General features: G+C 65.9%; 18 protein-coding genes and 1 CRISPR repeat array. Of the genes, 13 read left to right on the top strand and 5 right to left on the bottom strand.

Annotation, left to right across the window (positions count from 1 at the left end; all coding sequences use genetic code 11):
- The first annotated feature begins 182 nt into the window (after window positions 1–182).
- From cas7g to MB1_RS13605, 11 genes are all read left to right on the top strand, one after another.
- Window positions 183–1,439: a type I-G CRISPR-associated RAMP protein Csb1/Cas7g gene (gene cas7g / locus MB1_RS13655; RefSeq protein WP_245650186.1), complete on the top strand. Its 1,257-nt coding sequence runs from the start codon at window positions 183–185 to the stop codon at window positions 1,437–1,439.
- Window positions 1,439–3,190 (top strand): type I-G CRISPR-associated protein Csb2, encoded by a 1,752-nt coding sequence (gene csb2, locus MB1_RS13650; protein WP_066908104.1) that lies wholly within the window; start codon window positions 1,439–1,441, stop codon window positions 3,188–3,190. The genes cas7g and csb2 overlap by 1 nt, the downstream gene beginning before the upstream one ends.
- Window positions 3,187–6,156 (top strand): type I-G CRISPR-associated helicase/endonuclease Cas3g, encoded by a 2,970-nt coding sequence (cas3g, locus tag MB1_RS13645; protein WP_066908100.1) that lies wholly within the window; start codon window positions 3,187–3,189, stop codon window positions 6,154–6,156. The genes csb2 and cas3g overlap by 4 nt, the downstream gene beginning before the upstream one ends.
- A complete protein-coding gene (locus tag MB1_RS13640) occupies window positions 6,153–7,112 on the top strand; it encodes a type I-G CRISPR-associated protein, Cas3-extension family (RefSeq protein WP_066908097.1) in 960 nt (319 codons plus the stop codon). The genes cas3g and MB1_RS13640 overlap by 4 nt, the downstream gene beginning before the upstream one ends.
- A gap of 114 nt (window positions 7,113–7,226) precedes the next feature.
- Window positions 7,227–8,876 carry a CRISPR-associated endonuclease Cas4/Cas1 gene (locus MB1_RS13635; RefSeq protein ID WP_066908094.1) on the top strand — a complete coding sequence of 550 codons (1,650 nt, stop codon included), beginning with the start codon at window positions 7,227–7,229 and terminating at the stop codon, window positions 8,874–8,876.
- 51 nt (window positions 8,877–8,927) lie between these two features.
- Window positions 8,928–9,215: a CRISPR-associated endonuclease Cas2 gene (gene cas2 / locus MB1_RS13630; RefSeq protein ID WP_066908091.1), complete on the top strand. Its 288-nt coding sequence runs from the start codon at window positions 8,928–8,930 to the stop codon at window positions 9,213–9,215.
- 171 nt (window positions 9,216–9,386) lie between these two features.
- Window positions 9,387–13,463: direct repeats of the CRISPR family, unit length 36 nt; unit sequence CTGATCTCCGTCGAAATGACGGAGCCACATTGAAGC.
- Window positions 13,464–13,941: 478 nt separating this feature from the next.
- On the top strand, window positions 13,942–15,927 hold the full coding sequence (locus MB1_RS13625) for a hypothetical protein (RefSeq protein WP_157084067.1): 1,986 nt from the start codon (window positions 13,942–13,944) through the stop codon (window positions 15,925–15,927).
- Complete coding sequence (locus tag MB1_RS13620; RefSeq protein WP_066908088.1) at window positions 15,924–17,423, top strand: ATP-binding protein; 1,500 nt, start codon at window positions 15,924–15,926, stop codon at window positions 17,421–17,423. Before MB1_RS13625 ends, MB1_RS13620 begins: the two co-directional genes overlap by 4 nt.
- The gene (locus MB1_RS13615) at window positions 17,404–20,331 is read left to right on the top strand and encodes a Z1 domain-containing protein (RefSeq protein ID WP_066908085.1); all 2,928 of its coding nucleotides are present in this window, start codon (window positions 17,404–17,406) and stop codon (window positions 20,329–20,331) included. The genes MB1_RS13620 and MB1_RS13615 overlap by 20 nt, the downstream gene beginning before the upstream one ends.
- A 30-nt stretch (window positions 20,332–20,361) precedes the next feature.
- Window positions 20,362–21,216, top strand: coding sequence for a ParA family protein (locus MB1_RS13610; protein ID WP_066908082.1), 855 nt, complete (start codon window positions 20,362–20,364; stop codon window positions 21,214–21,216).
- Window positions 21,213–21,704 carry a hypothetical protein gene (locus MB1_RS13605; RefSeq protein ID WP_066908079.1) on the top strand — a complete coding sequence of 164 codons (492 nt, stop codon included), beginning with the start codon at window positions 21,213–21,215 and terminating at the stop codon, window positions 21,702–21,704. The genes MB1_RS13610 and MB1_RS13605 overlap by 4 nt, the downstream gene beginning before the upstream one ends.
- Before the next feature lie 33 nt (window positions 21,705–21,737).
- Here MB1_RS13605 and MB1_RS27035 read toward each other — a convergent pair whose 3' ends face one another.
- Window positions 21,738–21,995, bottom strand: coding sequence for an uS14 family ribosomal protein (locus MB1_RS27035; protein ID WP_084351744.1), 258 nt, complete (start codon window positions 21,993–21,995; stop codon window positions 21,738–21,740).
- A 100-nt stretch (window positions 21,996–22,095) separates the two neighbouring features.
- On the opposite strand from MB1_RS27035, the gene MB1_RS26040 reads away from it, so the two are divergent.
- Both MB1_RS26040 and MB1_RS13590 read left to right on the top strand, forming a co-directional pair.
- A complete protein-coding gene (locus MB1_RS26040) occupies window positions 22,096–22,314 on the top strand; it encodes a hypothetical protein (RefSeq protein WP_169801662.1) in 219 nt (72 codons plus the stop codon).
- A gap of 137 nt (window positions 22,315–22,451) precedes the next feature.
- Window positions 22,452–22,742 carry a hypothetical protein gene (locus tag MB1_RS13590; protein WP_157084066.1) on the top strand — a complete coding sequence of 97 codons (291 nt, stop codon included), beginning with the start codon at window positions 22,452–22,454 and terminating at the stop codon, window positions 22,740–22,742.
- A 225-nt stretch (window positions 22,743–22,967) separates the two neighbouring features.
- On the opposite strand, the gene MB1_RS13585 is transcribed toward MB1_RS13590, so the two are convergent.
- From MB1_RS13585 to MB1_RS13570, 4 genes are all read right to left on the bottom strand, one after another.
- Window positions 22,968–23,783, bottom strand: coding sequence for a VOC family protein (locus MB1_RS13585; protein ID WP_066908070.1), 816 nt, complete (start codon window positions 23,781–23,783; stop codon window positions 22,968–22,970).
- A gap of 100 nt (window positions 23,784–23,883) precedes the next feature.
- Window positions 23,884–24,189, bottom strand: coding sequence for a 30S ribosomal protein S14 (rpsN, locus tag MB1_RS13580; RefSeq protein ID WP_066908067.1), 306 nt, complete (start codon window positions 24,187–24,189; stop codon window positions 23,884–23,886).
- Between the two features lie 42 nt (window positions 24,190–24,231).
- The gene (locus tag MB1_RS13575; protein WP_084351742.1) at window positions 24,232–26,484 is read right to left on the bottom strand and encodes a heavy metal translocating P-type ATPase; all 2,253 of its coding nucleotides are present in this window, start codon (window positions 26,482–26,484) and stop codon (window positions 24,232–24,234) included.
- Window positions 26,485–26,496: 12 nt separating this feature from the next.
- Window positions 26,497–26,778 (bottom strand): DUF1490 family protein, encoded by a 282-nt coding sequence (locus MB1_RS13570; protein ID WP_066908064.1) that lies wholly within the window; start codon window positions 26,776–26,778, stop codon window positions 26,497–26,499.
- Window positions 26,779–26,998: the final 220 nt, after the last annotated feature.

The following is a 26,998-nucleotide window of genomic DNA, read 5'->3' as shown; positions in this document are numbered from 1 at the left end:
GGTGTGATCAGGCGGTTTCTCCCAGCTTCGGCGCGATCCGGCCGGTCCGAAGTCGAGTCGACCCAGACTGGAGTCCGAACTCGAGGATTGAAGACGAGATCGACGGGCCTCGGTCGACACTCGACGTCCGGTTGGCGCCTGTTCCTCCATTCGGCCGGTACCGTGCTTTCAAGTTCGTTGCAGTGATCGCCGGCACGGAAGGCTCGACAATGCCGTTGGGATTCGACCGCCTACTCGACCATGTTTCCGAGTATGCGGGGATTCGCAGTGTCTCCGCTCTGGAACCCCTCGCGGGTCCGGGGACCAAGGTTTTCCCGCCCACCTATGGTGTGCCGGACTCTGCGGAGACGAAGTACGCCGTGGAGAAGCGTGTCGTTCGCTCGGTCGACGGGTCAACCGAGCGGGTCGATTCGGTGGTACTCAATTCGGTTGCCGCTCAAGCGCATGATCTATCGGATGCGCTCTATGCCGCAACGGATTCCGGTTCGCTGGAGCTGCCACTGATCGGGGTGAACTTTGCCGAATTCGACGGGCTTTCCGAGTTCGGGCTGATCACCGATCTGCAGAGCCCGCACCGCGTGTACGACGCGATCCTTCGCGATTCTCTCGACGGTGAGGTGCCTTTCCGGTTCGGCGCGATCGGCAAAGCGATCACCGATGCCACTCTCGGAAATGCCGGCGCCCTGTTTGTGCACTCGCCGTCGGCATTGCTGTTCGGTGCGTGGGATTCAACCGGACCGAAAGGCGGTCGCGGTACCAAATTCGAGCGGGCGATCACCAGTGAGATCGTTGCCACCGACATCGCGCTCGGCTTGAAAACGTCGTCGCGTATCGATCCGATCGGAATCGAGCGGGTCGCCGACGTTTACCGCACGAAATCGGGTGAGTGGACTCTCAACAAGAGCGAGGCCGCCGACAAGACACCCAAACCTCTGCGGCCGTCGGAAATCAATCACGGCAATGTCACCCCGTCGATCGATGAGAGGGCCGGCGGTATCACGGCCGGGGCGATCGAGGCGACGACCGTGATCTCGCTGATCCACCTGCGGCGCCTGCGCTTCCCGATCGACGCGCAGGGCCATCCGCTCCAGGGGGAGCAGCGGGAGATCGCCGAACGTGCCGCTCGCGCCACGCTGGCGGCGCTGGGTCTGGCTGCCACGGCTCTGGCATTCGAGGCCGGTTTCGACCTGCGGTCGCGATGCGTGCTCGCACCGACCGCTGAGCAGACTTTCGAGGCGGTCGGGCGTTCCGGCGTGGTGGAGAGCTTCTCGCTTACCGGCCGAGAAGCGCTGGAGTTGGTGGCTGAGGCGTCTCGTGCGGCGGCGGATGCCGGCCTGGGCTGGCGGCCGGGGGTACATGAGCTGACGCCGACACCGCGGTTGGTTGACCTTGTGCGGCGCAGCAAGGAGGCGGCGCAGGCTTCGTCGGCGGAGGACTGATGCTCACCATCGAGGTGCGGCTGCTCGGTGGGCGTTACCGTGCGGGTGATTTCGAGGATCGGGCGGAGCCGGAGTGGCCGCCGCACCCGGCGCGGCTGTTCTACGCCGCGGTGCACGGTGCACACACCGCCGGCGGGGATCCGTTGGAGATCGAAACTCTGGAATGGTGGGAATCCCTCGGCGCCCCGGCGATCGAATGCTCGGATCGCATCGAGCTTCCGGACGGTACGACCGTGGACTCTTGGGCTTCGCGCACAGGAGTCGACCATTATGTGCGCGGCAACTACGCGCGATCCTGGAGCGCCGATATCCAAGGACAATGGGAGCGCATCGCCGAGAAGGAGCGCCGGCTCGATGAGCTGCTTCGGGAAGGCGCGGCGCAGAAGGAGATCGGAGCAGCCGAGCGGGCCCTCGAGAAGGCGAGAGCAAAGGTGGTCGCCGACACCGCGCGGGTGACGGCGGCCGGCATCCCCGCGAGCGGCTCGGTCGTCGAATCGGTGCTCGAGGTGCTGCCGGACAACCGGGATAGGCAGGCCCGCCAATTCCCGGCGGTCACCCCGGATAACCCGGTGATCCGCTACGGCTGGTCGTACGATATCGATCCCGACCGGGCACGCGTCCTCGACACCATCCTTGCTCGCATCGGTCGGATCGGGCACTCGGCGTCGACGGTGGCGTGCCGGCTGATCGATGAGCCGCTGCGGCCGACGTGGGTTCCGACTCGAGACCGCAGTGACGTGCAGCTGCGGACGGTGACGGACGGAGTGCACGAGGCATTGGTCGAGGAATTCGCTCGGCATCAGGGCCGACGTGAACGCAATATGCCGGCGGTGATCAGCAGCTACCGGCGCCCCCGGGAACGTACCGGACCTCCGCTGGCCGCCGTTGGAGCGGGCGAGTGGATCGTCCTGCCGTTCCCGGTGCGCGGCGGGCTGCCGCTGCCCCGCACCGCCGACATCGGCCGAGCGGTGCGGGCGGCGCTGATGAGTCATGCGCAGCAACCGGTTCCGGCTTTCCTGAGCGGTCATCGGAGTCGGGATTCCGGTACCGGGCCCACCGGGCCATTGGCAGATTCGCACCTGGGTGTGCTGTCGCTTCCGAATGTCACCCATGTGCATTCCGACGGACAGATCCGGGCTGTGGCATTGACGATTCCCGACGGCACCGCGCAGGTGGATATCGACGCCGTGGTCGAGGCGTTGGCAGCGTGGTGGGATCCGGAGTCGGAGGGCTACCGGTTGACTCTGCCGGGCGGTGTTGTGCGCATCCTGGGTGCGGCGGCGAAGGACCGAGCGGACGACGACCGTGACGCGGCGCCGGGCCGGGTGGGTTCGCGCGCGTTCTGGGCGCGATCCGGCCGCGAATGGTCCACCGTTACCCCAATCGCCCTCGACCGACACCCGAAGGTTTCCCGATCGGCGGACTTCGACGCCCTCAACGCCGCGGTGGCACCCGTTGTCGCGGGAATGCTCACTCGAGCCGGGCTTCCCGAACCCGTGGAGATATTGGCGTCGCCGGTGGCGATGTGGCCGAGTGTCCCGCCGGTCGCCGGTGGTGCTGGCGGCGGCAGACCCGGACGGCGAACCTTCCCGCAGTACCGAGTGGGCAACGATCCGCAGCGCCGCCGGTTCACCACCCACCTGACGGTACGGTTTGCCGAGCCGGTGGCCGGTCCGTTGATCGTTGGCGCTGGAAGGTATTTCGGCTATGGGCTGATGCTGCCCGCGCCGGGCGGCGTGGTGGTCCGATGAGCCTCGGCCCGACCGAGTTCGACCGGTACTTCGAGGAGATCAACGGATTCCCGCCGTTCCCCTGGCAGCGTCGCCTGGTGCGACAACTCTTCGACTCCGAAGGGCGGTGGCCGCGTCTGCTGGATCTTCCGACCGCGAGTGGGAAGACTTCCGCAGTCGATATTGCCCTGTTTACCTTTGCTGCCGGATTACCGGTGCCTCGACGCATCATCTTCGTCGTCGACCGGCGCACGATCGTTCAGCAGGCCGCCGAACATGCCCGCGATATCCGCCGCGCTCTCGAGGACGCCGCAGACGGTTCGTTGGTCGCCGAGGTGCGGACAGCGCTGCGGGCCCGCACGGGAGGGCGCGGCGCACCGCCGTTGGCGATCGCAGAGCTGCGCGGCGCGATTCAGCAGGACCCGGACTGGGCATCTCGACCCGATGTCCCCGCGGTGGTCGCCTCCACCGTCGACCAGGTCGGTTCGCGACTGCTGTTCCGGGGCTACGGCATCTCGGACACGATGCTGCCGATCCACGCCGGACTGGTCGGCAATGACGCGCTGCTGCTGCTCGACGAGGTACACCTCGCCCGACCTTTCGCGACGCTGCTGCGTCGCATCGAATCCCGCTTCCGCCCCGATATCGACGGCCTCCCCGATCGGTGGCAGGTGGTCGAACTGTCCGCAACGCCCGGCGCCGAGGTACAGGAACCCGAGCGAGGGCCCGACACGGGCGCGGGTGCGACCTTCGCGCTCGACGCTGATGACTTGACTCATCCGGTTATCAGCCGGCGGCTGACCGCCCGCAAACCGGTCGATGTGGTCCAGGTGAAGGTTCCGGCCGATCCGGAGAAGACGCTCAACGCTCTGGTGAAAACCCATGTGGCGGAGGTGAAGAAACGGATCCTTCATCCGGAGGTGCGCTCCCTCGGCGTCGTGGTCAACCGGGTACAGGCGGCGGTGCGCATCGGACGTGCGCTGGCCGATGATCCGATGCTCTCTGCGACGGTGCTTGTGCTGACCGGCCGCATGCGTGGCCTCGATCGGGAGCGGGCCATCACGCTGGTCCGCGAGCTGGTGCGGTCCGGAGCGCCCCGTAGCGACGCCGCGGACCGCCCCGTCGAGAAGGTTATCGTTGTCGCCACTCAGACGATCGAGGCCGGCGCCGATCTCGACTTCGACGTCATGGTTACCGATTGTGCCCCTATCGACGCTCTGATCCAACGGTTCGGCCGGGTCGATCGGCTCGGCGAACTGTCCGCGCGTCTCGATGCCGCCGAAAGTGAGAGCAGCCGCCCGACGAGCGCGATCGTCGGCACCGACCGGCTGACCAAGGACGTCGATCCGATCTACGGTGCGGCGCTGGGGAATACCTGGGCGTGGGTGACCGGCAACGGCCGCACGCGCCTGGACATGGGTATCGGTTCGTCGGATCTACCTGAGCGCTCGGAGCGTTCGGCATTGGTGCCGACGCCGCTGCGCGGTCCCGTGTTGACCGCCAATCACCTCAACCGGTTGGTACGAACGTTCCCGAAGCCGGACGCGGACGTCGATATCGACGCCTTTCTGCACGGCTTGGGCCGCCGTCCCGACCAGGACGTCGAGATCGTCTGGCGCGGTGATATCAGCGAGCTCATGCTGCGGCGGGCAGCCGGAGATTCCGACGACACTTCTATCGTTGAGCGGGGAATCGCGGATCTCGTCGAGGCGATTCCGCCGAGCCCGGGGGAGGCGTTGTCGGTTCCGTTGTCCGCCGCCCGATCTTGGTTGGCAACCCACCCGGATACGGCCGGTGCCGTCGAGTTGTCCGATGTCGAATCGGCCGCTGCCCCGGCAGGCATGTCACGGGGCGGGATTCGGCCGGTAGTGGTTTGCCGTCAGGATCAGTGGGAGGTCACCGTCCAGTCGACCGACATTCGGCCCGGCGATGCGCTGATCGTTCCGACATCGTACGGCGGTCTGTCCCTCGGCTCCTGGGACCCACTCTCGGCCGAGCCGGTGGTCGATGTCGCCGAGGAGGCTGCGCTTGCGATGGGCCGCTTCCGGCTGCGCACGGCACTGGTCGGTGCCGATCCCGGCGCTCCGCCGGATCCGGGCAACGCCGCGGATTTTCGTGCGGTCGTTCCGACACCCGCCCTGGTGGAAGCCGCCGAGGTCCGCCCGGCCCTCGCGGTGCGTGAATGGCTTACCGCCTGGCTCGATCGGGCCCGCGATGAGAGCCGATCGACGCGGTGGTGGGATTCCGCAGGCGTGGTGGCGGAAGGGCTTCGAGAGGCGGATCTGCGCATCGTGTCTGCGGAGCGCGGCTCCGTGTACGTGATCGCCCGCGCGGCCGCCATCGACATAGACTCCACACCGGAACGTAGTGCCACCGCCGGCCGCGCGTACCCACTCGACGCCCATCTTGCTGATGTCGGCCGCGTCGCCGAATCTTTCGGAGTGCCGGTCGGATTAGCTCGTGATCTGGTCGAATCGCTCGTGGAGGCCGGAGAGTTGCACGACATCGGCAAAGCCGATTCCCGCTTCCAGAGCTGGCTGCGGGAGGGGCGGCTCGACCCCGGCGGCTCTCTGCTCGCCAAATCGGCGATCTCCCCGCGGGATCGGGCGCGCAGTCGCCGGGCGCGGGCCGCGGCCGGCTATCCGCCGGGCTTGCGGCATGAAGTCGCCTCGGTTGCATTGCTTCCCCGGGAAACGGCGGATCTCGTCCGCGTGCTGGTCGCAACTCATCACGGTTACGGTCGACCATTCTTCCCGGCGCAGATCGACCCGCAGTCTGTGGATATCACCTATGTCGGGGCGGCGGGTGAAGTGAGAGCCATGCTTCCCTATACGGAGGCCGCTGCGGGCGCGCGCCCGCCCGATGACTTCGAGGCAGTGCTGCGTCGCTACGGCTGGTTCGGCGTCGCGTGGCTGGAGGCGATTGTGCGACTGGCGGATCACCACGCCAGTCGGGACGCCGCGAACCTGCCGGAGGTGATCGCGTGAGCGCCGTGGTCGAGGACAGTCGGACGGATACCGTTCAGGCAACCCGCCTGCGCGGGGATACCGCGCACGGATTCCTCGCCGCGCTAGGTGTGCTGCAGGCGGCGCGTCGAATAGTCCCCGGGGTTCGACTGTCCTGGTCGGAGCATTTCCGGCCGCGCGCGGTACTGCACGGCACAACTCGGGATCAGCTGATCAGTGCGATCCTGGCGGACCGGGATGCCCGGATGACCGGCGCGGTGCTCAACCATCCGGCCGATGCACCATTCGACACCCTGAAATGTGGGGCCGACGGGTTGACCGCCTGGGCGACCCGTATCGGAGAACTTGCCGACGATGACCCTGATGTCGACCTGTGGTCGGCATTGGTGATCGAGGGCGGATTCGACAACTCCGGGAAGGCCAAGCCCACCCATTTCGACTTCTCCGCAGGCCAGGTCAAATTCCTCAAGGTGGTCCGCGAGATCGGCGGTGCGCTGACCCCGAATCTACTCGAGGAGGCGATTACCGGCCCGTGGCGGTATGAAAGCGCCTTGTCGACGCTGCGCTTCGAGGCGGAAGGGGAACGGATCGGGGCGTTGCGGGCGGTGCCCCCGAGCACCGAGAAGCTCCTCGGTGTACCCGGTGCGGATTGGCTCGCTTTTCTCGGTCTGGCCTTCTACCCGTTGACCCTGGCGCCGGGTCGCGACCGGGCTCGGGTGGTCACCGCGGCTTGTGACACCGATTGGAATGCCGGCGCGTTCCGCTGGCCGACATGGATCCGGCCGCTTGATCACCCCACCGTCGCCGCGGTTGTCACAGACCCGACGCTGATCGGGGAGAACGTCGCTCGCTGCGATCACCGGCCGCAGGCGCTCCGGGCCCGTGGCATTGCAGCCGTATGGCAATGTGGCATCGGCCGGTCCGGACAGGGATACGGCAGTTTCGGGCCGCCGAAACGTATTGCGTCCGCCGATTGAATGACCTCCGCAATCACCCTCGAAATCACATCGATGTTACTTGTCGGTGGTCCGTGTCACCGTTTCCATTGCCTCGAGCGACGAGGTTATCGGTGATATCTCGTGAGGTCGGTGATGGCGGTGACTGCACCGGAGTTGCTTCCGGCGAGGATGCTCAATGAATTCGTCTACTGTCCTCGTCTGTTCTATTTCGAATGGGTTGACGGTCGGTGGGCGGACAGTCACGACACGGAGGATGGTCGCTTCACCCACCGGGCCGTCGACACCCGGACCGGAACGCTCGGCGGTGAGCGGCCGGATACCGCACGAGTGACGTCCCTGCGGCTGGAGTCGGAGCGACTCGGTCTGGTGGGGGTGCTCGACCGTGTCGAAGACGGCGGTGACGGCACAGTCGTTCCGGTCGACATCAAGAAGGGCGCTCCGTCGCCAAACGGAAACCCCTGGTCGGCGGATGTGGTGCAGATTTTCGCCCAGGTAGCCCTACTACACGACGCCGGCTACGCCGTGAACCGTGGGGTGCTCTACTACGCGGAGACACATCAGCGGATCAGCATTCCCATCAGTGACGTTGAGATTGCGGTCGTGCTCGAATTTGCTCGTGACGCCCGGCAGGTCGCAGCGTCGCCCAAACCGCCACTTCCGCTGGTGGCCAGCAACCGGTGCCCCCGATGCTCGCTGGTGGGATTGTGCATGCCGGACGAGACCAATGCCCTGCTCGCCCGCGAGCAGATGCCGCCTCGCACGATTGTTCCGCGGGATCCCGATCACCGACCGGTGTACGTGGGCACGCACGGCGCCAGCGTCGGCATTCGCGGGGGACGCTTGCGTGTGGTGCAGAAGGGTGCGCCGCCGTACGAAGTGCGCTTGGTCGACGTCGCTCAACTGTGCGTCTTCGGCAATGTCCAGATCAGCACGCAGGTCCTTGCCGAATTGTGGTCGCGGGGCGTGCCGGTCATGTGGTTCAGCTACAACGGCTGGCTGCGCGGCTGGGCCCAGGGCGAGATGGGTAAATACGTGCAGCTGCGCCGCAGCCAGATTGCGGTCGAAGGACCCGGATCGCTCGCGATGGCCCGCGCGATGGTGGCAGGAAAGATCCGAAACTGTCGAACTTTACTGCGCCGCAACATCAAGAATGAGACCGATCAGGCGTCGGCCACCTTGGCGGGGCTTGCCGGAAAAGCTCTCGAGGCGGCGTCGCCGGCCGAGTTGCTCGGCATCGAAGGGGCGGCAGCTCGGCTCTACTTCGAGCGGTTTGCCGGGATGATCGGTCCTGCCGGCGCCGCGATGGCGGAGCGGTTCGAGCAGAACGGCCGTAAACGACGCCCCGCACCCGACCCTATCAACGCTCTGCTCGGCTACGTCTATGCGCTCCTGGTGAAAGACATCGTCGCCGTGTGCCTCGGTGTTGGTCTCGATCCGTACATAGGCGTCTACCACCGGCCCCGATACGGTCGTCCCGCGCTGGCTCTCGACTTGATGGAGGAGTTCCGTCCCCTACTGGCGGATTCCACCGTCATCGGCATGATCAACAACGGTGAGATCAGCAATGGCGACTTCGAAAGCCGCAACGGCGGGTGCTGGCTGACAACGCAGGGACGACGCAAGGTGATTGCCGCATACGAGCGCCGTCTCGATGTGAAGATCGCCCACCCGGTGTTCAAGTACCGCATCTCCTACCGGCGGGTGCTCGATGTGCAGGCTCGCATCGCCGCCGCGGTCATGATCGGCGAACTGGACGAGTACGTGCCGATGTCCACCCGGTAGCGGTCCCGCACAGATACCCAGTTGCACGAAACCCTCAGAAGGAGAACAGCCATGGCCCGCCGCCGTCATCTCATCGCATATGACATCGCCGAACCTCGACGCCTGCGACGCGTCTGCAAGGTCATGGAGTCCTACGGAGAACGTTTGCAGTACTCGGTCTTTCTCTGCGACCTGTCTCCGCTGGAGAAGTCGAGATGGCGAACCGAGATTCATGACGAGCTCGAGTACTCCGAGGACTCTGTGGTGGTGATCGATATGGGACCATTACACGCATGCAGCGAGGTGACAACCATGGGAGTGCCTCGCCGGCTCCCGGCCCATGGCCCCACCATCCTGTAGGTTCGAGAGCTGACTGCGCAGAGCTTCCCCTGGGGAGCGCTCGCACGCAGGTCAGGCCGCACTTTGACACCTTCACAGAGCTATCGGGAGGGTCTTCCGCGATATATCGCCGGAGGACCTCTCGCGGAACGCTGCAACACCGCAGGTCAAGCATGGTAAATTTCGGGAGCCCTGATCTCCGTCGAAATGACGGAGCCACATTGAAGCGCGTGCACGTCAGACACATGGAACGCGAGCCGCATAGCTGATCTCCGTCGAAATGACGGAGCCACATTGAAGCCGGGACAACGACGAGCTCCGGGACCTCTGGGAGCAGACCACTGATCTCCGTCGAAATGACGGAGCCACATTGAAGCATGGCGTCGCCGACGAGGTGCGCGAGCAGGCCGGGGCCCTGATCTCCGTCGAAATGACGGAGCCACATTGAAGCGGAGACGCCACGGAGAGCCCGCCACGCCTTCTTCCCGTCTGATCTCCGTCGAAATGACGGAGCCACATTGAAGCTTGAACGGCACCAGCAACCGGCCGGGGTTGCCCTCCTGATCTCCGTCGAAATGACGGAGCCACATTGAAGCTAAACAAATAATGTTTGTCTTCAAAATTATATTCAGTGCTGATCTCCGTCGAAATGACGGAGCCACATTGAAGCCTCGGTGGTAGGTCATCGTGCCGCTGCGGACGTATTGCTGATCTCCGTCGAAATGACGGAGCCACATTGAAGCAGGACCTGCTCGTTGTCGAGCAGCGTCGCCAGGAGACCAGCTGATCTCCGTCGAAATGACGGAGCCACATTGAAGCAGGGTGGCAACGAGGTTGTCGCTGTCGATGCGGTTCGCTGATCTCCGTCGAAATGACGGAGCCACATTGAAGCGACCCTCATGTCAGTGTCTCCGAATCTTCGGGGCCCCGCTGATCTCCGTCGAAATGACGGAGCCACATTGAAGCTCGTCGCGGAGCGTCCTTCCTGCCCAAGTGCTCGACTGATCTCCGTCGAAATGACGGAGCCACATTGAAGCCAGGGCGCCACGCAGGACGGACACATGGTCGGCCAAGCTGATCTCCGTCGAAATGACGGAGCCACATTGAAGCACTCCGGAGGTCCGGCGGGATCTCGCCCCGGTCCAAGCTGATCTCCGTCGAAATGACGGAGCCACATTGAAGCACGGGGCGCTGCCAGATCTCCTCGAACCACTCCGGCTGATCTCCGTCGAAATGACGGAGCCACATTGAAGCAGCATCGGCGCGGGCAGGTTTACGGGTCGCGGACAAGCTGATCTCCGTCGAAATGACGGAGCCACATTGAAGCGCGAACTCCATTGCGGCTTGCCACGTGTCGAACTCACCCGCTGATCTCCGTCGAAATGACGGAGCCACATTGAAGCGCGTGTCGGACCAGCCGGTCGATCTGGCCGCCTGCGTCTGATCTCCGTCGAAATGACGGAGCCACATTGAAGCGTCGGCCGCGCCGCCGGTTTCGACATTCTCGTGACTGATCTCCGTCGAAATGACGGAGCCACATTGAAGCGGCGGGCGGGGTGATGATTGCGCGGCGGGCGTCGCCCATCTGATCTCCGTCGAAATGACGGAGCCACATTGAAGCTCGAGGATCACTTCGACGTACGGAGACTTCCGAAGCTCCCTGATCTCCGTCGAAATGACGGAGCCACATTGAAGCCAGTAGTTGCGCTGGTACCACTCCCACGACGACTCCGGCTGATCTCCGTCGAAATGACGGAGCCACATTGAAGCTCCATGTTCACCATGTCAGTGCCTTGTCTCGTGTGGGCTGATCTCCGTCGAAATGACGGAGCCACATTGAAGCGCCCGGCGATTCCGGGCTTGCGTACGGTGATTTCGCGGCTGATCTCCGTCGAAATGACGGAGCCACATTGAAGCGGCTTCGCCGGAAACGGCGACGCCGGCGCATCCGCGCTGATCTCCGTCGAAATGACGGAGCCACATTGAAGCCGCGGATCGCTGTTCACCGGCCTGATTCGCGAACTCCTGATCTCCGTCGAAATGACGGAGCCACATTGAAGCCCGGTGTAATCACCGTCGGCCAGCAACGACCGCAATCTGATCTCCGTCGAAATGACGGAGCCACATTGAAGCCGAACGTAAGCACCAGCGCGCCCCGGGACACCACGGCTGATCTCCGTCGAAATGACGGAGCCACATTGAAGCCGCCGCTTTTGACGTTGCGGATGTGGTCGACTTCTCGCTGATCTCCGTCGAAATGACGGAGCCACATTGAAGCGAACCTGCTCCGGGTGCCGTTGGGCAAGAATCTCCGCCTGATCTCCGTCGAAATGACGGAGCCACATTGAAGCGATAGAACTCGAAGTTGTGCCCGTCGAACGATCCTCCGCTGATCTCCGTCGAAATGACGGAGCCACATTGAAGCCTTTGGCTGTACTGGGCCCAGAACTCCGCGCGGCAGGTGCTGATCTCCGTCGAAATGACGGAGCCACATTGAAGCCGGCGGCGCTTCACCTCCGCGCCCATCCCGGACAGCAGCTGATCTCCGTCGAAATGACGGAGCCACATTGAAGCCCGGCTGTGCCCCGGCGGTGGCGCGCGGTGGGCGCTGGTCTGATCTCCGTCGAAATGACGGAGCCACATTGAAGCCTGTTCTTCTTGTACCCGCCGTGCCCGTCGGGGATCGGCTGATCTCCGTCGAAATGACGGAGCCACATTGAAGCCGGTCCCGAGCGTGGTCGAGGCGGACACGCCCGGGCCTGATCTCCGTCGAAATGACGGAGCCACATTGAAGCGAGGTGCACACCGACCTCGGCGGCGTCCGGTGGCAGCAGCTGATCTCCGTCGAAATGACGGAGCCACATTGAAGCCACCGTCGCGAATGCGACACCGCGCGGGAGGTTGGCCGCCTGATCTCCGTCGAAATGACGGAGCCACATTGAAGCAAGATAGAAATTATATTTCTCCAGAAATTAAGGCAGCTGATCTCCGTCGAAATGACGGAGCCACATTGAAGCCATCACGAAATCCGCGGACCCGACCATGATGTCCTGCTTCTGATCTCCGTCGAAATGACGGAGCCACATTGAAGCCCGAGCCACTTCCACCGGTCCTCGTCGAGCACGGTGCTGATCTCCGTCGAAATGACGGAGCCACATTGAAGCCCGAACAGCGTGATGCAGTCGTTCGGCAGCACGGTGGCTGATCTCCGTCGAAATGACGGAGCCACATTGAAGCATCGGTGCCGACCTTGCCCCAGTCCTGCCCCTTGCGGCTGATCTCCGTCGAAATGACGGAGCCACATTGAAGCCGTCCACGTCGCCGACGTGGAGAACGTCGCGAGCTGCTGATCTCCGTCGAAATGACGGAGCCACATTGAAGCAGCGATCTGGTCGGCGTCTGCGCTGGCGGCCATGGGCTCCTGATCTCCGTCGAAATGACGGAGCCACATTGAAGCAGGGCGGTTGTTGCTACCGCACCGCTGGCCGTGCGGCTGTCTGATCTCCGTCGAAATGACGGAGCCACATTGAAGCGGCGAGGAATCGGTCGCGGGGTAGGGCGCGGGTGATGGCTGATCTCCGTCGAAATGACGGAGCCACATTGAAGCGCCGATGGGTCGACGAACAGCGACTCGGGCGAGTAACTGCTGATCTCCGTCGAAATGACGGAGCCACATTGAAGCCGCCAGGATTCGGCGCACGGTCCGCGGATCGGCCGGCTGATCTCCGTCGAAATGACGGAGCCACATTGAAGCGACCAGTCGCCGGCGGGGGTGAACCGAGCTGCTATCTGATCTCCGTCGAAATGACGGAGCCACATTGAAGCGATGGGATGCGGGCACGGACGCCCGAACACCTCCTCGCTGATCTCCGTCGAAATGACGGAGCCAAATTGAAGCATGCAACACTATCAAACGTTGTTTTCCTTGCGCCATCGCTGATCTCCGTCGAAATGACGGAGCCACATTGAAGCCTGGCTGCTGGTGGCCGCCAGGTAGGTGTGGGTGATGTGCTGATCTCCGTCGAAATGACGGAGCCACATTGAAGCACTCGGGTCTTGGTTGGGATTCATGCCTGCGCTCCGGCTGATCTCCGTCGGAATGACGGAGCCACATTGAAGCGGCGGCGGCGGTGGTGGCGGGTCGTTCTCGACGACCGGCTGATCTCCGTCGAAATGACGGAGCCACATTGAAGCACGAGTTGAACGGTCTTCCTCGGCGCGGGGGCCGGGCTGCTGATCTCCGTCGAAAATAGGGAGTCACGTTGAAGCAAGATCTGTTGCAGCGACTGTGACGCATGCAACCCGACATGCGTGAGTCGAGATGGCGTAACCACCTCGAAGTCGGTAGCCGGAGGCCAGGGCGTGGGTAGGTCGGTGGGCCCACGCTGGCCCGTGCGACTTACCGATAGCCGCGTCGTGGCGGGCGATGGCGAGGCTTGCGCGCCGCAGGCCGACCCCACCGTGCGCGCGACAACGCCGGTCCTCGGCGAGTTGACGGAGTCCCTTCAGGTGCATCAGCCGGTAGTCCGAGCACCGAGTGCGATAGCTCCGGATAGCTTGGACCATGTGTCTGGATGGGCGGACACGCGGAAATCGCCGAATGGTGGAGGGCCGCGAAGCTCGATCGGACTGTGCGGCGCGGCCCGGGCTGGAGGAATGGCGTAGTTTCAACTATTGTCAGATCGGTCTGTTGACGGGCGAGGGGAGAGTGTCGGTGCTCGGCGCAATACAGCCGACTTCCTCAGCTTTGACAGCCGCCGTGTGGGTCGACCTGTTCCCCTGGTTGGACGACTACGTCTCCGATCGGGCTGCGCAGTTGGAGCGACTCGCCGAACCGTCCGACTGGTGGCTGGCCGACAGTCCGGCTGTTACCGCCTCCGAAACGGACCTCGAGACGATTCTGGGGGAGTTGGCCGACCTCTTCGTCGCCCACCACAAGACTCTTGCGCTCGCCGAAGCTTTTCCGAAAGTGCCGACGGCATTTCCGGTTACCGCCCTCGATGCCGGTCCGGTGGCGACGACGACCATCCAACGTGCCATCAACGCCGGCACGGTTGCCCCGCTGCTTCGGATGACCGCCGGTGAACTGTTTGCCGTTCGCGGCACCGGCGAGGAGACCGTAGCGGAGGTCGCGTACGCGCTCCTGCGCATCAGCGTGCGCGCCGACCCCTGGCAGGGGACCGAGAGCCTCGACGTCGACGAGGGAAATCCTGCCCTCGAACAGTTGCTTGGTGACCTGACAGCGTTCGCGCAATGGCGACAACTGCGGGGCCTGCGTGACAGGCCATTGTTGACAGTCGTGCTCGACGACGAATCGCCGGCTGCGATCCAGGAAATAGCCACCCGGATTTCCGCCATCACCCCCGAGGATTTCCCGGATCGGAAGATCGGGGATCCGGTGGCCGAGGTCGAACGGTTGATCTCCACCTTCACCGAGGCCGAGCGGACCGTACTGGACCGTCGCCTGCTCGCGCGGGAGCCCGAGACGCTCAGCCGGGTGGCGCTCGCGTTGCACGTCTCGAAGGGTCGCGCCTCGGGCATCGAATCCGGCATGAAGCGCAAGTTTCTTGCCGCGTGCGATTTTGGCACCGCCGCCGGCACTCTGCTCGCGAGTATCCGGATGGATATGCGGCCGGTCGCCCGTCTGGACCGACTGATCGAGCGTCACCCGGAACTCGCCGCGCCGGTGTCGTCGTTCGAGGTTCCGCTGTGGTTCGCGCTCGATCGGTTCGACGACATCTTCGAGGTGACCGACGGCTGGGCGGCGGCACCGAACGTGCGGGCGGCGAAGCAGCACACGGTGGACCTGCTGGCGGAGTTGGCCGACGAGGAGGGATCGGCGACGACGGCGGAGATCGCCGCGGTCCTCGGCATGCCGCCCGAGGAGTGCGCGGCGTGGTTGAATTGGTGCGCCATCCCCCTACCGACCGAGAACAGTCCCGTTGCGGAGCACGGTCCGTCCTCGGACGAGCGACCCGGGGGTCTGATCGAGGAAGCTGCCGACGATGCATCCGTAGCGGTCGCCGGAGCCGCCGTTCCCCTCGAGGTTCCGGTGGGAATCCTCGACGCGGTCGCCACCGAACCGATCCCGTTTTCCCTGCCGGTCGCACAGCCGACCGAGGTCGGGTCGCCGGGCGCCGATCCGGGTGCTCCCGCGAAGGGCGGGCAGACGCCGCGCCGTAGAGAACGTCGCCCGGCCGCGCCCGAACGTACCCGCGGGCTCTATCGCACCGCCGACGGTTGGCGCTATCGATTGGTGCTGACCCTCGACCACCTGCGCGGATCCGGATTCGCGATCCCCGGCGGAGTGGCCACCGCGGTCGGATGCGCCCCCGGTACGACAGCGACGCTCGACAGTCGCCTCGGTCCCCAGACGGTGCGCTTCACCGGGATGCAGCCCACCTGTGGAACGATCCGCCGCTTCCTCGCCGAACTCGACTCCGATCCCGGCGATGTCGTCTTCCTGCTATTCGACGACGACGGCAGTTTCGATATCCAACCGGCACCCCGCGTCGCCCGGTCCGGGCGTCCGCTCGACCATGCCCTCGCGACGATCGGCCGCACCACACCCTCGATCAGCCGCGACGCGGGACTGCGTGCCCTGGCTGTGGCGATCGGCCTGGCCGAGGACGCTGGGCCCGCGCGGATTCTGGAAGCGTATGGCGCTCGCGCCCACGATCCGGTGCTGCCCTACCTCCAGACGATATGCGCGGCAGAGGATCACGTCGGATGACTCCTGCCGACACCGGGGCGCCCACGACGTCGACCGGTCGGATCGCCGCAGCTCTCGGGCGTCACCACACGCTGCCGACCGCCGTCGCCGACCTGATCGACAATTCGATCGATGCGGATGCCGGCCACGTGCTGGTGCGATTCCTGCAGGACGGTCCCCGCGTCGAGGGCCTGCGGATCATCGACGACGGACACGGAATGACCGAAGCTACGCTGGCACGCGCGGTGACCTACCAGCCGCGGGACACCTACGGCCCGACGGATCTGGGGCACTTCGGTGTCGGTCTGGGCGCTTCGAGCTTCAGCCAGGCCGACCGCTACACGGTCTGGACCGTCGCGGCAGGTTCCGCCCCGGTCGGTCGCACACTGCACCGTTCCGCGCCGGACGAGGTGCGAATCGAGGACCCGGCGGAAGCCGAGCGCCGGATCGCCGGTGCGCGACCACGTTTCCCGATGGTCACCGGCACCATCGTCGACTGGCACGATGTCCGTACCTTCCTGACGGTCGAGGACGATGCCGATCGCATCGCCTGGCTCGAGTCGACCATCGCGGATCTGCGCACCCACCTCGGCGTGGTTTTTCACCGGCTGATCGAACGGGGACTGCGCATCACGATCGACGTCTTCGATGTCGCGCTCGGTCGGCCCGGCGCGAGTCGTACCGTATCGGCGATCGATCCGTTCGGCTACACCGCGCCCGGCCGTGCAGACTATCCGCGGCCGATCACCGTGCCGTTGCCCGGGACCGACCTGACCGCGACCGCTCATCTGTGGCCGGCCCGCGATACGAGCCCGCGATTTCGGCTGTACGGTGCGCCCGGCCGCGACCGGCAGGGGCTGTACGTCTACCGCCACGATCGGCTCTTGCAGATCGGTGGCTGGAGCGACCTGTGGCACGCTCGCCCCGACTTCGCCCCCGCGCGCGTGGTGATCGACATGACTCCGGCGGTCGAGCAACACGTGGTCATCAACCCGGAGAAGTCCGGAATCACCTTGACCGCCAACGCGATCGATGCCTTGCGGACCGCTCTGGGTGGGCCGCGCGGCTGGTACCTGTCAGACGCGGGTGAACTCGTTCGCAACGCGCGGCGACACCAACCTCGACCCGTGACCCTCGTCGAACCGGAATCCGGCCTCCCCGAGGACGTGCTGGACGAGATCACCGATTCCGTCGAGTTCGATGCCGACGCCGATGCGGTACGCATCGGCTGGCGAGTGCTCGCGCGCGACAGCTTCTTCGAGGTCAACCTCGAGCAGCGCACCCTGTGGCTCAACGCCCGCTTCCGCCGGGCGCTGGTCGGATACCGCAGCGCCGCCGATACCGATGCGCCGGTCCTGCGCAGCCTCGTCTACCTTCTCGCCGAGGATCTGTTCTCCGGCACGCGACTCGGCCGCGCGAAGACCGATCGCCTCCGGGCATGGCAGAACATCCTGATCGCGGCGGTAACGAGCCACATCGAACAGCAGGAGGCCCGGCGTGAGCACGCTCTTGATTGACGCGATCGCCCGGGAGTTCGGCGAGTATCCTCCGGACGAGATCCTCCCGCAGATTCGATACCGCTTGCGGAACACCGAATTCGCAGACGTCGATATCGCCATCGTCGTCGACGCCCTGCTCGACGAGGGTGTCAAGGCCCTGCACACCCGGGTGGCGAACAGCCTGCGGACCTGGGATGCCGAAGCGGTCGCCGAGTGGTCGACCGGTACGCCGCCGGGCAGCCTCGACCGCCGAGCCGACATCTACCTGCGCCTCGGCCTCCCCGCCGAGGTCCACGACCTGCTGAACAGCGCCTATCCGTCCGCGGATCGACCGGTGGTGATCGCCGCTCCGCAACCCTGGGAACCCTGGTACGACCCAGAACGCCGGGCCGGCGACAACTTCTACTGGCGCGCCTACCGACGCACCCTCGAAGACAAGCGCTGGACCGACGAGACGATCGGTGGCCTGGACGTCGCGACCACCGAGGTGGTGCGGCGGCTGGCCGATCCCACCCGCGACGAGCCGTATCAGGCGAAGGGGCTGGTGGTCGGCTACGTCCAGAGTGGAAAGACCGCCAACTTCACCGGGGTGACGGCAAAGGCGATCGACGCCGGTTACCGGCTGATCATCGTGCTGACCGGGACGATCGAACTGCTGCGCAGCCAAACCCAGCGCCGCATCGATATGGAACTCGTCGGTCGACAGAACATCGGAGCCGATACCGACTACGCCGGCGACCCCGAATGGTCGAACTTCCTCGAGCACGAATTCGATCCGCACTCTTCGTCGGGGGTGCCCGCCATCCACCGGCTCACCGGATCGGTCGACGACTACAAGGCGCTGCGCAAGGGCATTACCGCCCTGCACTACGAACTGGCGGATCCGGCTCTGCCGCTGCATGATCCGGCGAACCTATACCGGTCGAATGTGCGTCTCGCGGTGCTGAAGAAGAACTCCACGGTGCTCAAGAAGCTGGTGGACGACCTGAGTAAGGCGCCGGGCGATGTCCGTCAGGTTCCCACCTTGATCATCGACGACGAGGCCGACCAGGCGTCGATCAATACGATCGATCCCGCGAAGAACACCGCGGACAGGAAGGAACGCACCGCGATCAATCAGCGCATCGCGGACCTGCTCGAACTGCTCGACCGGGCCCAGTACGTCGGGTACACCGCGACCCCGTTCGCGAACGTCTTCGTCGACCCCGACGATGCCGCCGGTATCTTCCCTTCGGACTTCATCGTCAGTCTGACTCGCCCGGTCGGATACATGGGCGGCGCCGACTTCCACGACGGACCGGAGATCATCGATGATCCGGAGGCGTCCCGCGATCCGGCGCTGTCCAACAAGGCAGCCTTCGTCCGTGATATGGCGCCGACAACCGAACAGGACACTCGCGCGGATCAACTCGACGCCGTCGATTCCTTTGTCCTGTCCGGGGCGGTCAAGCTCTACCGCCGAGAGCATTCGGACCTGACCTTCCGGCACCACACCATGTTGGTCCACCAGTCCGTGTACACCGGGGAGCATCAGGATCTCGCGGACGATTTCCGGGCCCTGTGGAATACCGCGGGTTACAGCTCGGCCACCGGTCTTGCGAGATTGGAGCGGTTGTGGGAGAACGATTTTGCGCCGGTCAGTGCGGTGCGCGCCGAGCCCGGCGTGCCCACGCCGGCATCCTTCGATGACCTCGAGCCCTACATCGGAGAGGCGATCGATCGGATCTCGGAGGGATCGGGACCGGTCATCATTGTGAACGGTCAGGCCGAAAAGGACTACGAAACAGAGGAACTCGATTTTCAGCACCGGGACGTGTGGAGGATTCTCGTCGGCGGAGCCAAGCTCAGCCGGGGGTTCACCGTCGAGGGTCTGACCGTTTCGTACTATTCGCGTCGCATCCAGATGGCCGACACGCTGATGCAGGTCGGTCGCTGGTTCGGCTTCCGGCGCGGCTACCGAGACCTGGTGCGCCTGTTCATCCTGCGCAACGCCGCGGGCGCCGGCAACAGCCACTACGACATGTACGAGGCGTTCGCCGCGGTCGTTCGCGACGAAGAGGACTTCCGGGCCGAGTTGACCCGGTTCTCCGGTCTCAACTCGGCCGGGGCGCCGATGATCACGCCGCGCGATGTGCCGCCGATGGTGTTCCAGCAACTACCCTGGTTGCGACCCACCGACCGGAAGAAGATGTTCAACGCCGAGGAGAGTCTCCGTGCGGTAGGCGGGCAGTCCTTCAGCTTCACGATGCAGCCGCCTCGCGGTGACGGGGCGAACAACCGGATGCACTTCGAGTTGGTCGCACCGATCCTCGAGCGGATGACCGATCGCGACACCTTCGAGATGATGGGCGCCGATGATCGGCCGCTGTCCTTCGAAGCCGCGTACGCGATCGTCGATGCCGCCGAGGTGTTGTCGATCGTCGAGCGATTCGTGTGGGACAAGAACTGGAAGTTCGCACCACATCGTCAGGCGATGGTCGAGGCCATCGAGTCCGGCAAACTGAAGGACTTCGCCGTCCTGCTGCCGCAACCCAAGACCCGTGCACCGATCGAGGTCAAGGGCTTTCCGCGCCCCCTCCCAGTCGTGCGGCGCAAGCGTCAGGAACTGCGCTACCGCACCGGATTCACGGGCACGGCCGTTCGGGAACGCGACGCGATCGAACATATCGCCGGTCATCTGGATCGTCGCGGGGGTCCGACAGCGGAGCGACTGCGCACTCCGACCCGCGGCGGCATGATCCTGTTGTTCGCCAGCGATCCGGAACCCCACACCCGACAGATGAAGCGCGCCGAGGACGGGCCGGTAGACCCCGGAGATATGGCGACGCTCTTCGCCTACGCACTCCCGTTGGCGGCTCAACCCACACCGCGGATCGGGTTCACCGTTCGCCGCCCCAACGGCGGCGCAATCGTCGACGCGACCTGATCGAACCGAGGCGGAGAGGAGCACCGGCCGATGGCGAAGGTACTGGCCACGATCAATCTGAAGGGCGGCGTCGGCAAGACGACCGTCACGGCGGCTCTCGCCGAAATCATGTCGGCGAAGTTCGGCCAGAAGGTGCTGCTGATCGACCTCGACTCGCAAATCAACCTGACCACGATGATGATCAGCGAAGACGACTGGCTCGAGCTCAACCGGACCGGCCGTACTCTCGCCACCGCATTTCGGGACGCGGTCGAGGGCACCTCCACCTTCGACATCCAGGAGGCGATCCAGCACCGGGTTTCGCCGGTGCGGAAGGTGACCAGCGTCGATCTGCTCGCCTCCTCCCTCGACCTGATCGAGTTGCAGGAGCAGATCTCCGCGCTGCGTGTGCGGCTGGGTACGCCGGACGCCGCGATGTACATCCTTCGGGACGCGATCGCCCCGGTGATCGACTACTACGACTATGTCCTGATCGACTGCCCGCCCAATGTCGGCCCGATCACCCGTAACGGTCTCGCGGTCGCCGATGGCTACATCATGCCGACGATCCCGGATGTGTTGTCCACTTACGGAATCCCGCAGTTGCAGAAGGTCGTCCGGGAGTTCTCGGAGGTGATCGGGCGACGGATCGTCGAGTTGGGTCTGGTGATCACGAAATACAAGGCGAACTCGGCGATCCACAAGACCACGGTGCGCAACCTGCGCCGCGATCCGACGATTCAGAACGTGCTACCCGTCTACCTGAACGAATCGAACCAGATCGCCGCGGCCGCGGAATTCCGGGAGCTGGGCACATTGAAGGGGAAGTACGGCACCCAGGGGCAGTACGACCAGCTCGAGGACATCACCCGGCAGATCATGACCGAAGCGGAGAGCAAGCTGTGACCGAGATCGATGGGGCCGCCCGGGTGGCGGTCAAGGAAACCGAGGGCGCGCTGCTACGGCTGTTCGACGCGAGCCCGCAGGCCGGCGCCCTGCTGAACTCCGTCCTGCAGGTCGTGGCCGAGGAAGCTGCCCGCACGCCCCGATTCGCGAAGGCGCTCGTGGCTGCCGCGCAGTCGGCCGTCGCAGGCGGCGAGGCGGCCGGTCCACCGTCGCCGGCCCCTGCGCCGCGCAAGCGGGCGCCGGCGCGGGCGAAGGTCGTTCGTCAGCCGGGGGCCTTCGATCCGTTCGTGGTGTACCGGGAATCCGGCCCGCAAGAGCTCGAGCGGCGGCTGGTGGGGCTGACGATCGACCAGTTGCGCGACATCATCGCCGAACAGGAGATCGACACCCACAAGGAGACCAGTCGCAAGCGGAGCCAGAAGGTGCTGGTCGACTGGACCGTCGAACGCGTCCGCGCGCTCGCCGAGAAGGGCAGCGCCTTCCGCTGAGTCTCGGACGGTCGCCGAATCCGGCACTCCCGATTACCAGCTCGACTTGCGGACGCCCGGCAACTGGCCGTCGTGCACGAGTTCGCGCACCCGCACGCGGGAGAGTCCGAACTTGCGCAGGTGTCCGCGCGGGCGGCTGTCGATGGCATCCCGGACCTGTAGTACCGGAAGGCCGGTCACCCTCGTGGTGGCCGGCCTTTCGGCTGTTCGGGGCCGGCGACGTGTGCAATCGTCTTCCGCACAGAGTTGCCGAGGACATGATCTCCTCGCCTCCCCGCTCCTGCAGATCATTGGCCGGCCCCGGGCCCTGCCTCGCCCCGCCGACGTAACGGGGCCGCCAGGCTCTGCGACATACCGTCCGAATGGTCCGGATTTGTGACGGGAGTGGATGATGTCGAAGCGTGGTGTGTTGGCCGGGATCGTGGCCGCGGCGGCCGTGTCGATCGGGGTGGCGGTGCCGGGATCGGCGCAGGCCCAGCCGATACCGACCATCGATACGGGTTCCGCTCAACTGTTCGGGAATCTGTTGTCCGCCGGCTCCTCTGCGTGGCGCCCCTGCATCCTTCCGGGATACAGCGGACTCGGCCCCAGCCTCACCATGTACTGCTGACCTTTCCGGACCCGGGCCGGACGAGGTCACCCTTCGCACCGGTCGGGTGGTGACACAAGACGATCGGGAGAGATGGCCGAAGGATCTATTGTCCTCGCCCTCCCGCTCTGGAACGTGTTGTGTCATCGCCCGAGCGTGTGCGAGAAGTCTTGCCGTCGGTCGGCGGGGTGGTCGCGCCCGCTACGGCGCAGGCCTACGAGGCGCCGCCGGTCGGGTCGACCGGCTCGGCGCTGCAATCGGCGCGTATCGCTCAGGCGCTGACGGATATCGCCGGCTACTCGTCGTTGTTGGGGTCGACCGGTTCGGTCGAGGGGGCGGGGCCGACCAACGAATGGCTCTTCCTGAATCTGCTGAACACCGGGGCGGGTGGCGAGTACTGCTACCGGACGTACGGCGGCATGGGCATGCCGGGCAGCACGTGTTGGTGAATCCGGTACTCGAGTCGAAGGGCGGTGCGTAATCTCCATGCGACAGAGGTTGGGCGCCGGGTGTGCCGTGTCGGCGATCGCTATCGGCGGGATGCTCCTCGGCACGGGTGTGGCCGTGGCCCAACCCCCGCCGGGCACCACCGGTTCCGCGTTGCAGGGGGCGCGGTTACCGAATCTGCTGGAGAGGCGCCCGAGTAGCGCAAGCGCAACCGTCGCCGATGGTGTTCAGATCACCTGGTGCAGCTTGAATTCGGCGCCGGTGGGATCGAACAATGCGGCGATGCGGCCGTACGGCGAGTCCGCGGGTTCCTGAATCGGCGTCGCGCCCAGTGTCAGCGCCTTCTCGAAGGCGGCTGTCGTGTCGGGGACCGAGAAGTACACACCCCAATGGGAGGGAACCCCGGGCGGCAGGAACCGGGAGCCGTCCATCTGCCCGGCCACTTCGGCGCCATCGACGGTGAACGTCGCATACCGGAAGTCGTCGGTATCGCCCATCGACGTCCAGGAGCCGCCGAAGACGGCCGGGTAGAAAGCGGACGCCGCTGCCCAATCGCGGGTGTAGTTCTCGAACCAGACCGCGTGCACCGGCAGTTCGGTGCCCGCCGTGATCGCCGCCTTGGTGGCCTCCGGATCCCGCTCGGAGTCGACCTCGAAGCCGGTGTGCAGGCCGGACTGCCAGGCGCCGATCACCGAGCCGGCCGAGTCGACGAAGACGGCCATGGTGCCGAGGTCGCCGATCGCCATCGGCTCGGCGAGCACCGTGCCGCCGGCGGCGAGGACCTTGCGCGCCGTTTCGGCGGCGTCGTCGGTGGCCAGGTAGACCGACCACGCGTCGGGCTGTCCCTGTTCCGCGCCCATATTCGGGCCGAGCCCGGCGACGCGCTTCCCGAGGGACAGGGCGTTGGTGTAGCCCATGAACGCCGGGTCGCCGACCTCGAACTCCCAGCCGAACAGTTCGGTATAGAAGGCCTTGGATGCCTCCGGGTCGGACGACGCCAGGTCGACCCAGATCGGCGTACCCGGAGTGATTGACGCGGCCATCGCTGCTCCTCGGCTGTGAGGGTTCCGCTCGGACCATTCGCCGGCGGCGTGCAGGGATGACGCTAGGGCATGTCCGGCAGGACCGGTCCGGCGCTCCCGACTACCAGCTCGACTTGCGCACGCCCGGCAACTGACCGTCGTGCACGAGTTCGCGCACCCGCACGCGGGAGAGCCCGAACTTGCGCAGGTGTCCGCGCGGGCGGCCGTCGATGGCGTCCCGATTGCGTACCCGCACCGCGCTGGCGTCGCGCGGCTGCCGGGCGAGTTCGCGCTGGGCGTCCTGGCGCTGCTGATCGGTCGACGCGGGGGAACTGATGATCTTCTTCAACTCGGCCCGGCGTTCGGCGTAGCGGGCGACGACCTCGCGCCGCTGCTCGTTCCGGGCGATCTTCGACTTCTTGGCCATGCACATCCTTCGATGGGTCTCTACGATCCATCCATGGTACTGCTAATGAAAACCGTTATCAATATTGATGGAGGGCGTAGACCGGGTCGTGCGTGAGCCGGGCGGTACCTCGAAGCGGATCAGTCGGGAACTGTTGCCGACGACGGCGACCGAGGACGCGTTGTGCAGGATCGCCGCCAGCACGGGCGACAGCGCGCCACCCGCGCCGATCACCAGGCCGGCGGCGTTGACGGCGATCGACATCGCGTAGTTCTGCCGGATCGTCGAGACCGTCCGCGCGCCCAGCGATCGAATATCCAGCAGCCGGCGCAGGTCGTCGCCGGACAATGCCATGTCCGCGGTCTCGACGGCGACGTCGGTGCCGCCGATCCCCATGGCGATGCCGATATCCGCCGCCGCGAGCGCCGGGGCGTCGTTGACCCCGTCGCCGACCACCGCCACCACGTAGCCCTCGTCGCGCAGCCGATGGACCACCTCGAGCTTGTCCTCCGGCATCACCTGCGCCTGCCATTCGGTGATGCCCAGTTGTTCGGCGACCGCCCACGCGGTCTCCGGGTGATCGCCGGTCAACATCACGATGCGGCGAACACCGCTGCGCCGCAACTGCTCCACGATCTCGGCGGACTCCTCGCGCACCTGATCCCGGAGACTGATCAGCCCGACCAAGTGCCCATCCACCGCCAGGAGCAGCGGGGTTTCGGCGTCGCGACGGAGCCGATCCACCCAGATCCGTGCGTCCGGCGGTACCGTCACCTGCTCCCGCTCGAGCAGCGCCGGGCTGCCGAGCAGCAGGATGCGCCCGTCGGCGCGGGTACGCATCCCCAGGCCGACCAGCACCTCGCAGTCCTCGTGCGGCGGGATGGCGATATGCCGCTCCTCGGTCGACCGGATCACCGCTTCCGCCAACGGATGCCGCGAGTGGATCTCCGAACTCGCCGCGTAGGCGAGAACCTGCTCGGGCCGCCAGTCGTCTTGGAAGGACACGATATTGGTGACCACCGGACGCCCGAGCGTCAGCGTGCCGGTCTTGTCGAAGACGATCGCGTCGACCTCGGCCGCCCGTTCCAGGTGGTAGCCGCCCTTGATGAGAATGCCGCGCCGCGCGCCGTTGCCGATCGCCGCGCTGATCGCGGTCGGCGTCGCCAGCCCGACCGCGCAGGGGCAGGCGACCAGCAGCATCGTCATCGCCCGCCGCACATCGCGGGTCACCAGCAGGGTGGCCGCGGACAGCAGGAACGACGCGGGGACAAAACGGCGCGAGAAGCTTTCGCCGACCGTCTGGATCGGCGCCCGGTCCCGCTGCTCCTCCTCGACCCGCGCGATGATCCGCCCGATCGCGGTCTGCGCGCCGACCGCACCGGCCCGCACGGCGATCCGGCCACGCAGCACGACGCTGCCCGCGTGGATGACGCTGCCGACGTGCACCGCCACCGGCAGGGTCTCGCCGGTGATAGCCGACTGATCGACGATCGCCTCGCCCTCGACGACCTCGCCGTCGACCGCGGCCACCACCTGCTCGTGGATCAGCACGATGTCGCCGACCGCGAGATCGCCGGTGCTCACCTGGATCTCGACGCCGTCGGGCAGGCGCACCCAGGCGGTATCGCGGGCCCCGGAGAGCAGATCGGCGATCGCGCGGCGGGTGCGGCGCAGGGTGAGATCCTGCAGGTACTCGCCGATATTGAGTAGCCACAGCACCGTGAGAGCGACGACGTTCTCCCGCAGCACGAGGCTCGCGACGGTCGCCGCGGACACCAGCAGATCGGTCCCCGCCGAGTCTCCCTTCCGCAGGGCGCGCAGCGCGCCGCGCAGGAAGGGGTAGCCGGTGAAAATGGTGGCGCCGGTGGCGAAGAGACGGCTGGTCGGGCCGAGCAGTGGTGGCCGCAGCAGCGAATAGCGACGGATCCCGAGCAGGGCGAGAGCCGCGCCTCCCACGGCCATCCGCAGGATCTCGCCATTGTTGACATCGGCCGAGCGGGGCGAACGGGTGGCGGGCAGCCGGGCCGGGGTCTGCGCGATCGCGTCCCGGATCGTCGCCACGATCCCCTCGACATCGCCGCGGGTCGGCGAATACCAGACGACCACCGCCCCGGTGCGCGGATAGGCGTGCACCACACGGACTCCCGGCAGCGTCTCGACAGCGTCCTCGATCGCCACCGCCCGTGCCGGGTCGCCGCGCAGGCCGGGCACCGTGGTCCGCAGCCGACCGGCCGCACAGGACACGATCGCCGGTGACGCGGAGATCGGCCCGGAGGTATCGGCGGGGGAGTCGGCCGGATGGATGGTTGTCACCATCTCGCCGACCGCTCAGTGATCGTGGTCGTGTCCGACGGTCGCCGTCGGTGGCGGTGCCTCCTCGCCGATGCGTTCGCGCGCCTCGGCGACGATGTCCCCGATGGCGAGGCGACTGCGCTCGGCGCTTTCCTCCGCCTTGCGGACGCCGCGCAATCCCCATGACGTCGCGGTGACGGTCGCCTCACGGACCGGCGCCGATCGCGCCGCCCGCCGAAGCGCGTCGTAGGCGGCGGCCCCGACCGCGCCCGTGGCCACCGTCGCGGCCGCCTTCGTCAACACCACATGCCAACCCATGAGCGCGCTCCTTCGTCCCTGCGGATACCCGCGTCGCCGGTGCGAACACTGGAAATTTCTCCAGGGTAGCCCTGCTCCGCAAGCCCCGCCGATCCTAAAAGAGAATGACAACTGTTTTCAACAGGGGGTGGGTACGGCAGCCGAAAGCCCCCGGAACGCACCACTGCCGCAGCCCCGGACGTACCGTCCGAGACCGCGGCAGTGGCCGGGGGTTGCTCAG

The sequence above is a fragment of the Millisia brevis NBRC 105863 genome, assembly GCF_001552615.1.
Lineage (GTDB): Bacteria > Actinomycetota > Actinomycetes > Mycobacteriales > Mycobacteriaceae > Millisia > Millisia brevis.
The sequence above is the reverse complement of the archived record's forward strand: the minus strand, read 5'-3'. Positions and strand labels throughout refer to the sequence as shown.

Bases quoted from the DNA above. Each gene is read 5' to 3' on its own strand.
- csb2 (WP_066908104.1), top strand. From the start codon at position 1,439: ATGCTCACCATCGAGGTGCGGCTGCTCGGTGGGCGTTACCGTGCGGGT.
- cas3g (WP_066908100.1), top strand. From the start codon at position 3,187: ATGAGCCTCGGCCCGACCGAGTTCGACCGGTACTTCGAGGAGATCAAC.
- MB1_RS13635 (WP_066908094.1), top strand. From the start codon at position 7,227: ATGGCGGTGACTGCACCGGAGTTGCTTCCGGCGAGGATGCTCAATGAA.
- cas2 (WP_066908091.1), top strand. From the start codon at position 8,928: ATGGCCCGCCGCCGTCATCTCATCGCATATGACATCGCCGAACCTCGA.
- MB1_RS13620 (WP_066908088.1), top strand. From the start codon at position 15,924: ATGACTCCTGCCGACACCGGGGCGCCCACGACGTCGACCGGTCGGATC.
- MB1_RS13610 (WP_066908082.1), top strand. From the start codon at position 20,362: ATGGCGAAGGTACTGGCCACGATCAATCTGAAGGGCGGCGTCGGCAAG.
- MB1_RS27035 (WP_084351744.1), bottom strand. From the start codon at position 21,995: ATGATCTGCAGGAGCGGGGAGGCGAGGAGATCATGTCCTCGGCAACTC.
- MB1_RS26040 (WP_169801662.1), top strand. From the start codon at position 22,096: ATGTCGAAGCGTGGTGTGTTGGCCGGGATCGTGGCCGCGGCGGCCGTG.
- MB1_RS13585 (WP_066908070.1), bottom strand. From the start codon at position 23,783: ATGGCCGCGTCAATCACTCCGGGTACGCCGATCTGGGTCGACCTGGCG.
- rpsN (WP_066908067.1), bottom strand. From the start codon at position 24,189: ATGGCCAAGAAGTCGAAGATCGCCCGGAACGAGCAGCGGCGCGAGGTC.
- MB1_RS13575 (WP_084351742.1), bottom strand. From the start codon at position 26,484: ATGGTGACAACCATCCATCCGGCCGACTCCCCCGCCGATACCTCCGGG.
- MB1_RS13570 (WP_066908064.1), bottom strand. From the start codon at position 26,778: ATGGGTTGGCATGTGGTGTTGACGAAGGCGGCCGCGACGGTGGCCACG.